Origin of the sequence: Paenibacillus sp. LjRoot153 (assembly GCF_964253085.1) — a bacterium.
Taxonomy (GTDB): Bacteria; Bacillota; Bacilli; order Paenibacillales; family NBRC-103111; genus Paenibacillus_E.
Genome location: NZ_CAXUQH020000001.1, coordinates 6,319,468 through 6,331,204, shown reverse-complemented (window position 1 = coordinate 6,331,204; position 11,737 = coordinate 6,319,468). Strand labels below are relative to the sequence as shown.

The window sequence follows — 11,737 nt, the reverse complement described above, 5'->3', positions numbered from 1 at the left end:
TCGGAGAGCAAGCAGACTTTTTAGATACTTCAAAGATGGAAGGAAATGATATACTAGTTCCTAAGAGAATTCGCTGGGTGAAATACGCTAACGACAAGGAGAGGTACATGAGCACATCGGTTCAGGCTTATATAGCTGAGAATTACGGAGTTATGCTGGAGTCCCATACAGATCCGCTTTTCACGATGGCAGGGCAGCTTCTTTTAACGGAAAAAGGGATGCAAGAGCTCATAACTGCTTACTCGCCGCTGATGAAAGCACTCGAACCCGCAGCTGCTGGAGCCTATTTGATCAGCCGTCTCGGAGGTCTGAATGCAGCGATGCAGTACATGATTACACATGATGAATTATTTGATCTTTCTCCTGAGTTATGGTCGCTGCAAATGTATCGAAGTGAGAAGGGGTTCATTGAGTTCCGCATTGTACTTCAAGAATTAAGAAAGCTTAACGGTCCGCCGTGCGGACTTCGAAGTGAATGGCGTGAAGAGCACTTATCCCACTGGTATGCTGGGACGATCCGGCCAATTGCCGAAGCGATCGCCGTCGCTGTTGATATAGATATTAATCATTTGTGGAAAATTATACCTATGCGCCTTCGGTTTATTTTTGGACAATGGAAAGAAGCGAATACATCAGAAGAATGGCATGCTCGTTATGAAGAGGACTATCTATTCGTTACGAAAGAGTTGAAAGGTGAGGTATTCGGCCGACTCCGGAACCCCTTGTATGTCAAGGTTGTGACTTTAGATTACCCTGGTAATCCCGGCGAGCCCGACACGAAAATTAAAATGAAGACGGCCTGTTGTATGTACTACCGAACGGAAGGCGGGCAATATTGCTATACGTGTCCCCGGATGAAACCGCAAGAGCGGGAAGAGCGCAAAGAGCAATTGCGAGTTCAATTCGCTGAAGCGGCAGTTGCTAGAATTGTTGCGAAATAACGCACTCATACACGTCCACTGGAACGGTTACAACAGTTTCCCAAAAGTCTGTCTCTAATCTCCCGCGGCTACGTAGTTGAGATAAGGTAGACTTTTTAGTTACTTCCAAAGGAGGACCTGTGTGTGCGAGGTCAGGAACCAAATGATGAATTGAGTAAGTCTTTATTCGACGACTATCCCCTGCTTACCACGAAATTATATATTCCGCATCAGCCTTCTTATTTTGTTGCCAGAGAACACTTGATGGAGAAGATGTCTAGGGCGATGGATTGCAAAGTGACTGTGGTCACTTCTCCTCCAGGTTTCGGAAAGACGACGATGGTAAGTCAATGGATTCTACAAGGGCAAATACCTGTAAGTTGGGTCTCGTTAGATCAAGGCGAGAATGATTTGCTTCGATTTTGGACGTATGTCATTGCTGCAATTAATCGGATTTGTCCCAGTGTTGGTCATAAATCGTTTTCTTTACTGAAGACAATGTCGTTTTCACCTGAACAAATGATTTCTTGGCTAATCAACGATTTATTTAACATCCCGGATCCAATCCTGCTTGTATTAGATGATTATCATTTGATTGAATCAGATGAGGTACATCGTTTAGTCGCTTTTTTTGTTGAGCGAATGCCCACTCAGATACACTTGTGTATACTCAGTCGTAAACAACCTCCAATCGCTCTTGGCCAATTACGTGTTAAGGGTCAACTCAATGAAATCAACCTCTCGGAATTAAGATTTACGGAACAGGAAATAGCAGCATTCTGGCATCGGCAAACAGGTGTCTTACCTAATGAAACATCACTTCAACTGTTGTCTGAACGTACGGAAGGATGGGTAGCCGGCCTCCAACTAGCTGTATTATCCCATTTATCAGGTCAACAGGATGCCTTGCATCAATTTAAGGGTGACCATCGCTATGTTGTCGATTATTTAATGGAGGAAGTTTTTGAGCACTTACCCGAGGGAACTCGTTCATTTTTATTAAGAACGTCCCTGTTGGAGAGGATGAATGCAGAGCTCTGCGCGGTGTTGACGGGGGAACCTGCTTACAAAGGACGATTGCAAGAAATGGAGAAATCCAACTTGTTTGTCATTCCTTTGGACGCTGAAGGTAAATGGTTCCGATATCATCACTTATTTGCCGATTTTTTACGCTGCCGTCTAAAACAGCATCATGCCGAAGAAGTTATTTCCTTGCACTTAGCAGCTTGCGAATGGTTCGAAAAGCACAATTACTTAGATGAAGCCATTGAACATGCCTTGGCAGCAGGTGCATTCGATAAAGCCTCTGAGATCATACTAACGATTGCGACTGAGTTGTTGAAAAGAAGGGAACTAACCACATTGCATCGTTGGTTGCTTCAATTACCTGTTCCCATCCGAGAACGCCCGGCCATACTGATCATTCAAATATGGACGGAGCTGTTCATGGGTCACCAAGAGCAGATGGATAAGCACGTGAAAACTTTGCAAAAGGAGCTTGACGCACCCACTAGTAGGAAGGATTCGCTTTACATTGGCATACGGGAAGATATGAAGGTTGTTAAAAACTTTCAGGCGATGCTGCATGGTGATTTTAAGCAATGTTATGCCATGTTGCAAGAGATGTATGATGATGAGAATCTCCCCAATATTGAAGGGTTGCCGATGCTATTTGGATTAGGTATGGAGCTGAATGACGGGACAATTCCATTCATCCGAAGTTATTATGGCTTTAACGGACAAATCAAGAAGGCAGAACGATATCACCGATTTTATGGTGAGTTTATTGATAAGAACGGGTTTTATGAGTTTCCGTTCACGGCTTATCAGCGGGCAGCTCTATGTGAGGTTTGTTATGAAAAAAATCAATTACCGGTAGCTTTACGTCTAGCTGAGGATGCCATCCGCATCGCTAAACGGAATAACGTAATCGGGGCTTATGTTCCCGCAATCATTATACAGTCGAAAATACTGTGGGAGAGAGAGGATAAAGAAGAGGCGATAGCCATCATTCACGATGCGTTGGATCATCTTAAATTGACCCATCTTCATCATTCACATTGGCACGGTTTATTGCATGCTTTCCTGACTCGATGTCGACTTGAGAACGAAGAGATGAAGGCGGTGGATCACTGGATGAGAACGTCGCCGTGGAGTAGGCGAATTGAGATTAATGGCGACCAAGACTTTGAACTTCTGGTCTATATACAGGCATTACTAGCCAAAGAAAACTGGGCAGAAGCACTTTCTTGGTGTGAGCAGCTCCTAAAGAAAGCGAGAACCTCCAACCGAATCATGACGGAGCTAGAAGTTCTATTAGTACTCTCGCAGATACATGGGAGAATGAACAACCCTCATACCTGTATGCTTCATCTCCATCAAGCTCTAATCCTGGGTGAAAGGGAGGGCTATCTTCGCATTTTTATCGATAGGGATATTGAACATTTGTTGCGTCAATATGCGGATGTGCGGAAGAACAAGTACATGGTTGAAGTACAAGCAGATGGGGTTTCCATCCACTATCTTCAAGTCGTTCTATCTCTTTCCATGGAGAGAAGACAAACTGAACGAGGAAACCATCGCGAAGCATCTTCCGTGTTTATGTTGACTGTTCGTGAAAAAGAGGTCTTGCAGCTTCTAGTAGAGGGATTGTCCAACAAGGACATTGCTGAGAAATTAGTACTTGCGCAAGGTACGGTAAAGCTTCATCTTCATCGGGTGTACAGTAAGCTCCAAGTAAGCGGGAGAACGCAAGCGATTCAGAAAGCAAATCAACATCGGTTACTTTGAGCACAAGATATAACCATCGTATATATCCTTCGTTGGATGGCTCCCTCCTTTACTTCTGATAAGCTAATAGCATTCAGGGGTAAGGAGGAAGGGAATGTCAGCGAAAAATTATGATGTTATAATAATCGGTGCGCGAGTTGCCGGTTCAACGCTAGCCTATGAGTTATCGAAGGTCGGTTACGAGGTGCTGATTGTGGATCGAAGTACGTTTCCAAGTGATATCCTGTCTACGCATAATTTCTTTAACAATTCAGTAGCCATGCTCCGCGAGATGGGGGTATTGGAGGCATTGCTTCAGACGGGCACTCCCATGTATAAACGGGCTTTTATTCAAATGGACGAAATGGTCGTGGATGGAGCTTTTCCCGAGGTAGACGGGGAAACGCACTGTTTATGCGTGCGACGAAAGTATTTGGATCAAGTTCTATTCCAGCATGCTTGTGCTCAGGAGCGTGTTACCGCTCTAGAGGGATTTCGGGTCACGGAGTTGCTGTATCATCAAGATACGGTGTCGGGGATTACTGGCATGAATCGCGATGGCAGGGCGGAGCAGTTTACGGCCAAGCTTGTTGTCGGTGCCGACGGCCGTAATTCTACGTTACGAAGATTGGTGAACAGTGAAAGGAAAATGGCGGTTCCAACGGATTTCGCCTCGTATGTGGGGTACTTTTCTAATTTCCGCCAAGAGGGCGAGCCCTGTGTGGAATTTTATAAAATCAAAGACAATATAGCTATTGTTTTTCCAACAAGCGATGATCTTTTTGTAATCGGGATTATGTTTCCTTTGCAAAATAAAGAATGGAGCGAGAAATTCCGAAATAATCCAGAAGCGGGGTTGCGTGAGCTGGTAGATAAGGGGTTCGACAGCACGAATTTCCCGGAGCGGCTTCGAGATGCCTCGCTAGAAGAGCCAATTAAAGGGCTGCTCGGTTATGATAATGATTGGTTCCAAGGTATGGGTCCTGGATGGGCTCTCGTTGGGGATAGCCTTTCATTCAAGGATCCTGCGGTTGGGCAAGGTATGCATGATGCGATCTATGGAGCGCGCTTATTGAGGGACACTTTATCAGAAACAAGAGATTGGGAAACCAATTGGAGCCAAATGGCTGATAAATACCAGACTGCTTTGGAGTCGAAAATGATGTCTCGTTATCATCTGGCATGCCAAACGACGAAGAATACACCCGTTACAACGGAACAGTCGTTGGTAAATCAATTAATAGGCAGTAATTCCGAAGCATCGCAGGCTTTTCTTGGCATTTACAATTATGCCAATGAACCCGAATTGTTACAGCAGACAATTATGCGATTACTTCAGGCAGGGGTTGGCTTAGAAGAATGAGCCACTGACAAAAATGGATCATCCCAATTTCGTTAGCGAAATCGGGTGGTCCATTTTTTGTCACTTTTCTGTTGGTTTTTTTCTTTAATATGCATACAATAGGGGAAAGCACTTATTCGATGCAGCAGGGTGATGAACTTTTGAAAAATGGGTTAGCCAGTAATATGAAATCGACAATCTTCTTCGGCATACTCGTACTTATCGTGATAGCTGGCGGGATGTTGGGCTACTTCGGACTGCTCCGAGACAGCGATGGAGGATTTACCTTACATACGCATTCGACCTTTCAACCAGATGTGGTTGTCATGGGAACAGAACTAGAAGGCATGTATCTTGCCCAAAAGGCGAAGAAAGAAGGACTCGACGTATTAATCCTCGAAACGAAAGAGAGATTAGGCGGACAACTCATTCAGGGAGAAATGCTCTATCTCGATGGAACCTACGATGATGAAGGCACTCTGCTCATGCAAGGCGGAATGAAGGAGCTTTTTCAACAGTACACACAAGGAAGTATCCGCACGAAGACGGATTTTGCTCATTATTTTCACAAGCTTATAGAAGGCATTCCTGTTGAGAAAAATATCGTGCTTGACGACTTGAGAGTGACAGGCAATAAGGTCAGTTCTCTTGCCTATACCGACGGTGATGGAAAAAGGCGAATGGTGAAGCCTTCTTATTTTGTTGATAATTCGGATGACGCTGCGTTGATTCGCAAGCTCGATGTGCAGCCGCTTCCTGGGTTGGAAGCGCTATATGGGAGCAAGGAACGCGAATATATGAGTGGCACGTACATGATGAAATTTAAGGGAGTCGACTGGGACAAGTTTCAAACTCAGTTTTGGAAAATGACGAAGGTCGAGCGAGCGCATACATTCGGACCCGAAAGCTATGTGAATTCGCACATTGCTTATGGGTTTCCGCCAATCGTATCTGCCTATGAACTGCACAACAAAAACGAGCTTAATCTCCGAGGATTGAACATTCTTAATCAAGGTAACGGAGAGATCATGATTAACGCGCTTCAGGTATATGGCATCGATCCAAGCCGGGAGGAAACGATCGAACGGGGGATGCAGCTCGCGAAGGAAGAAATGCCTTTCATACGCGATCATCTACGCAAACATATGGCTGGCTTCGAGAAGTTGGAACTAGGCGGAGAGCCGAATAATCTCTACGTCCGCGAGTATAACCATTACCCAACAGAATATGTGCTGCAGGCATCGGATTTAATGAGCGGCCGGATGTTCTGGGATAATGTCAGCATCGGTGGGTATTTCATGGACATTCAAGGCTCACGCTCCAATCGGGAAGGACTAGCAATCGGGCGACCGGATAAATATGGGATGCCTCTGCGAAGCTACTTGCTGCATGATTATGACAATGTCGTCACCGCGGGGAAGCTGGTTGGTGCAACCGCAGTGGCTTACGGAAGCGCTAGAATTCAGCCGAACGGGGCAATGGCTGGGGAGACTATAGGCGTATTAATGGCGCAGATGAAGGGAAGAAGCCTGAAGGCGACGACCCCAGAGGAAATTACTCGACTTCATAAGCGGATGGAGCATACCTATCAGATCAAGCTGCATGATCAGGTTGCGAAGGACAAAATTGCTCATCTCTCAGAGGGGGAGCGAGCTGAGTTGGACAGAGGAAGGATTACACTGCTGAAAGGCAATAAAGTCGCGCATCATTTGCCTTTTATCCGAATCAGACTTGAAGGTCAAGCTGTCACTTACAACGGGATCAAGCCAATTGTCATTGGAGACATCCCCTGGGTGCCACTTAGTCAAACGTTCGAGAAACTAGGCCAAGGTGATGCTACGTATGATGAAGAAAATAAACGCATTCAATACACGTTTATGGGAAGGACGGGAACGATTCCTTCGGCAGATGTGCAAGTGCTGAACAATTTCGTACTCGTAAGCTGGGCGAAACTTGCGGAAGAACTAGGCTACCATTGGGATTGGAATGAGGCTCGTGACGAGGTAATCGTGAGGCGTTTATGAGAAAGGGAAAAGATCAATCTAAAAAGGACCGTCAGGATGAACTTTCCTGACGGTTTTTCTTTATTTCTGAAACACCTATGGAACCGAGTATTTTTATATGTTATATAAATTAACATTAAATGACTATTTTCAATCTAAATAGAAAATAAATGACAAATAAACTGATATAATGTTACATATGTTGACATAAAATTCAAGTGTCGACTATAATGTTCTTACTATCACAGGAGTGTGATTGTAATCTTCTCTAGCACATTATCGTGCTAAATCGGCAAAGAAGCCGCGCTGACATCTCATTTCAAACAGGTGCCTTGTGGCTTTTTGTGTTTTCACAATTACGAATAAATGAATAAATAATTAATGGAGGTTTAGCCCATGATCAAGCTATTGCACTTAGCCGAGTATAATCAGATTGAAAGCAGTCTAAGCAAATTGGCGGACGGCGACTTCCGTGTGAATAGTGACGGAGTGGCTGTCAAAGAGAGATCTACCATGATGCCTATCTTGAAGAGAACGATCCGCAGTTTAAAATCACTCGTACGGGTGGTTGACCATTCTTCCAGAGAACTCCATATAAAGATGGAGGATACGAGCGACAAATCTGCGATGATTTCTGAACAAGTGGAAGGAGTTACCTCTACGATCCGCGAAATTGCAGTTGGCATGCAGGACGCATCGGAGCATGTTTCTGACATTGCAGATGAAATGAATCGAATTCATTACTTTCTTCAAGAAGTTAAAGGAAAGAATGGATCTATTGTGGATTCGTCGGAAGGATTGTCAGAAGATGTTTCTTTAGGAAAAAGGGAAATGTCCTCCGCAATGGAACAAATGCGCTATATTTCCGGTGAAAGCGTTCAGGTGCAAGAACGGATGAATCGTCTTGGTAAGGCAATTGAGAAGATCGCTGATATTACAAGGTTGATTGAAGAAATCAGCAGTCAAACCCAATTGCTCGCATTAAATGCGAATATTGAAGCTGCTCGTGCAGGGGAACAAGGGAAGGGATTTGCGGTTGTCGCTAAGGAGATTACCAAGTTAGCGGTTCAAACCAAACAGGAGACTTTAGGCATCCAAGAACTAATTGGGACTGTGACCCAAAGTGCTGATGTATTGGGAGAGTCTATCAATAAGATAGATGTTACGATTGGAGCCGGTGTACAAACGCTGGAAACTGCTGTTGACAAATATAAAAAGGTAGAAACGTTTCTCGTGCAAATCGTTGGCGAAATGAGAGAAGTTGACGGAAGACTAGAGGGGATAACTGGCAGCACGTTATCGATTACGGATTCTGTCAATCAAACTTCCGCGATGATCCAGCAAGTAGCTGCCGGTAGTGAAGAAGTATTGGCATCCGTTGAAATTCAACAACAAAACCTATTGGATATTAATGAAAACATTCAGGAATCGGCTCTAAAAAGCTTGTCACTCCGTTCATCGGTTTCCCAATTCAGACTACCCTCGGGGCATGACAGTCATCCCCTTCAAATTGAAATGAATCGTTGGATTGAATGTGCTATGGCTATTCGTGCTGTGATGGTTTCCATGATCGAATCGCGTGAGATTGAGAAGATAAAAGCATGGCATCGAAAAAAGGAGACGAATGAGGCTCATTTAGAGGTTTGCTTTACTAATATTTCAGCAAAAGTGAAAACAGAAAAGGATCGTCATTATTTTGAGGCGTTGTGTGCAGCTTGGAAAGAATTTGGTGACATTAAAGACCAAAATGCGAATTGGATGTTGGAAGGGAAATATGATAACGCGAAGCAATCTTTAATTACCAAAGGGAGAATCTGCTTTAAGAAGACGATGGACTTAGTGACCGAGTGGATGGAAGAGGGATAACCCATCGTATATTCCGATGCGCAATGAAAATAGGATATGTCCATGATTCTCTTCACAGGAGCAGAAGCGGGAGCGAGAATTCTTTTTTTGCGGGGAGATATATAAATGAGCGGAAATCTTTTTTCGGCAGTTAACATCATGAAGCGGTTAAAATATTGGCAAAAGTTTTTATTGATCGGCACGCTGTTTTCATTGCCGATCATACAGACGGAATATTTACTTTTTTCCGGTATCGCGAAGGACATTCGTTTCGTTCAGAATGAGAGATTAGGAATTGAATATACCAATCATATTCGTACGCTTCTGGAAGCTCTTCAGCAGCACAGGGGGATCGTTAACGCTTTCTTGTCCGGAGATAGTTCGTTTCAGGATAATATCGTTCGGCAGCAGACCAAAATTGAGGAAACGATCATCGAAATCGACAAGGTTGATCAAAAACTAGGCAGTAGTTTTCATACAACAACACAATGGAAGGCCATTAAGGAGAAGTGGTTTATATTAAAAAGCAGCTTATCACACTTGCAACCGAATGAAAGTTTCGCTTTAAACAGCGACATGATTAAAGAGAGCTTCGAATTACATACTTCAATTGTATCGAACTTACTTGCTGTAATTGGAAATATTAAGGATTGGTCCGGCTTGAAAGTTGACCCCGAACGTAACAGCTATTATCTTATGGATACCCTCATCACCAAGCTTCCCTCCATCATAGAAACGGTAGGACAGACAAGAGGTATCGGAGTAGGCATAGCTGCAAAACAAGCCATAACAGAAGAGGAAAAGACACAACTCATTATTCTGTCTGGCATCATCCGTTCGTCGCTGAGCGGATTATCTGATATACCCTTTGATTTTGAAAATTCCAAGCTGAACGAAGAGCTTAATACGCATATCCAGGAAAACGTCTTGGAAACAACCTTGTTTTTAAAATATCTTAGCAATCAAATTATGGATACGACCCGAATTAATGTACAACCCTCCGAATTTTTTAATAGGGCAACGAAGGTAATCGATTCTGGATTTAGACTCTACGATTCAGAATCCCCAGTGCTTGACCGGTTACTTCAAGAACGTATGCATCGGCTGAATGTAAAAAAAGATTATATAACCCTTTTTTCGTGCATCATCATCGTGTTGCTGCTCTATCTTTTTATCGCGTTTAATGTTTCCGTACTTCAAACCGTTCTAGCGCTAAAGAAAGCTGCCATACGTATTGTGGGGGGAGATTTGACCGCGCGACTAGACGTTGATTCCAAGGATGAATTGGGCCAAGTATCGATGGCCTTCAATAAGATGATCGACGCTTTCGATGGGATGATATCTGAACGTACACGTCATGAAAAGCAAATTGAACGGCTCGCGTTCTACGATGCATTAACTGGACTGCCAAACCGCGTCTTATTTAGCGAGAGACTCGAATTGACTCTAGCAACAGCCGAAAGATGTCGTCATATGTTTGCCGTAATGTTTCTAGATTTGGACCGCTTCAAAAGTATTAACGATACCTTAGGACACGATGTAGGTGATCTGTTATTAAAAACGGTTGCAGATCGATTGAAGGCGTGCTTGAGGGTAGAGGATACGATTTCACGGATAGGTGGGGATGAGTTTTTACTGATTATTCCTAGGATTAATGGGGCCGACACTGTCAGTATGACAGCTGAGAAAATTATTAATCGCTTTTCCGAGCCGGTAGTGATAAACGGACATGAACTTGTTGTTTCCGTTAGTATTGGCATCAGCTTGTATCCGTTCGATGGGAAAAGTCCTGAGAGTTTGATAAAAAACGCAGACACGGCGATGTATTATGCAAAAGGTGAAGGCAGGAATAATTCTCAGATCTACAGCAGTAAAATGAATGCACTGTCAGAAGAACGATTGCGTATGGAGGTAAATCTGCGAAGAGCACTCGAACGAAATGAGTTTATTATTCACTACCAACCGCGTATTACCTTATCAGACAGAACAATTTCGGGGATGGAAGCGCTAGTACGTTGGGAGCGTCCTGAATCAGGACTTGTATCACCGGCGGAGTTTGTTCCTCTCGCTGAAGAAATTGGCTTGATCGTCCCGCTTGGGGAATGGATACTCAGGATGGCTTGCAACCAAAATAAACAATGGCAGAATAGCGGTATAGATCCCATCCGAATTTCAGTCAACATCTCAGCTGTCCAGTTCCACCGGGATGGATTTGTGGATGTCGTGAAGCGGGCCTTGTACGAATCTTCATTGGAACCCAAATGGCTAGAGTTAGAGCTGACAGAGAGTATTGTCATGAATAATGTGACAAAGAGCATTAATAAATTGAATGAATTGAAAGAGGTTGGGGTTCATATCTCCATCGATGATTTTGGCACCGGGTTTTCCTCACTAAGCTATTTAAAGCACTTCCCCATTGACACTCTGAAAATCGATCGCTCCTTTATCAGGGATGTTCCGGAATCCCCTAAAGATATCGCTATCATCAAGACGATTATTGCTCTCGGTCGGAGACTTCAATTAAAGGTAGTTGCAGAAGGCGTCGAAACGAAAGATCAATACACATTCCTGACTTCCCGAAAATGTAATGAAGGACAAGGCTATTTCTTTAGCAGACCTCTACCGGCCGATGAAGCATTGAAATTACTGGGAGCACCACAAGTAGATAGTGACCCTAACTGGTTCTTTCCTCAAAAGCGCAATGTCGAGCGCTAGAAATGCTCGGAATATGGTTTTCATACTAATCGTGCTTCAGAAAAAAATCTGCGCTTCTCCAATGGAGAGGGGGCAGATTTTTTAGTTGCCAATGTTTCCCCATGCCCACACCATCCCCTGCCATAAGCAATAGTCTAATTTAT

General features: G+C 43.9%; 6 protein-coding genes. All 6 read left to right on the top strand.

Annotated elements, in window-relative coordinates:
- Nucleotides 1–107 precede the first annotated feature (107 nt).
- The 6 genes from ACSQ8P_RS27320 to ACSQ8P_RS27295 all read left to right on the top strand — a co-directional run bounded on the left by ACSQ8P_RS27320 (nucleotide 108) and on the right by ACSQ8P_RS27295 (nucleotide 11,594).
- Nucleotides 108–941: a (2Fe-2S)-binding protein gene (locus ACSQ8P_RS27320; RefSeq protein ID WP_436238070.1), complete on the top strand. Its 834-nt coding sequence runs from the start codon at nucleotides 108–110 to the stop codon at nucleotides 939–941.
- A 123-nt stretch (nucleotides 942–1,064) separates the two neighbouring features.
- The gene (locus tag ACSQ8P_RS27315) at nucleotides 1,065–3,710 is read left to right on the top strand and encodes a LuxR C-terminal-related transcriptional regulator (RefSeq protein ID WP_436238069.1); all 2,646 of its coding nucleotides are present in this window, start codon (nucleotides 1,065–1,067) and stop codon (nucleotides 3,708–3,710) included.
- Between the two features lie 94 nt (nucleotides 3,711–3,804).
- Nucleotides 3,805–5,052, top strand: coding sequence for an NAD(P)/FAD-dependent oxidoreductase (locus ACSQ8P_RS27310; RefSeq protein ID WP_436238068.1), 1,248 nt, complete (start codon nucleotides 3,805–3,807; stop codon nucleotides 5,050–5,052).
- A 140-nt stretch (nucleotides 5,053–5,192) separates the two neighbouring features.
- Nucleotides 5,193–7,055 carry an FAD-dependent oxidoreductase gene (locus ACSQ8P_RS27305; RefSeq protein ID WP_436238067.1) on the top strand — a complete coding sequence of 621 codons (1,863 nt, stop codon included), beginning with the start codon at nucleotides 5,193–5,195 and terminating at the stop codon, nucleotides 7,053–7,055.
- Nucleotides 7,056–7,430: 375 nt separating this feature from the next.
- Nucleotides 7,431–8,900, top strand: coding sequence for a methyl-accepting chemotaxis protein (locus tag ACSQ8P_RS27300; protein ID WP_436238066.1), 1,470 nt, complete (start codon nucleotides 7,431–7,433; stop codon nucleotides 8,898–8,900).
- 105 nt (nucleotides 8,901–9,005) lie between these two features.
- Entirely contained in the window at nucleotides 9,006–11,594 is a 2,589-nt protein-coding gene (locus ACSQ8P_RS27295) for an EAL domain-containing protein (protein ID WP_436238065.1), read from the top strand.
- Nucleotides 11,595–11,737: the final 143 nt, after the last annotated feature.

Excerpts from the sequence above, each read along its gene's own strand:
- ACSQ8P_RS27320 (WP_436238070.1), top strand. The coding sequence starts at position 108 with ATGAGCACATCGGTTCAGGCTTATATAGCTGAGAATTACGGAGTTATG.
- ACSQ8P_RS27310 (WP_436238068.1), top strand. The coding sequence starts at position 3,805 with ATGTCAGCGAAAAATTATGATGTTATAATAATCGGTGCGCGAGTTGCC.
- ACSQ8P_RS27295 (WP_436238065.1), top strand. The coding sequence starts at position 9,006 with ATGAGCGGAAATCTTTTTTCGGCAGTTAACATCATGAAGCGGTTAAAA.
- ACSQ8P_RS27300 (WP_436238066.1), top strand. The coding sequence starts at position 7,431 with ATGATCAAGCTATTGCACTTAGCCGAGTATAATCAGATTGAAAGCAGT.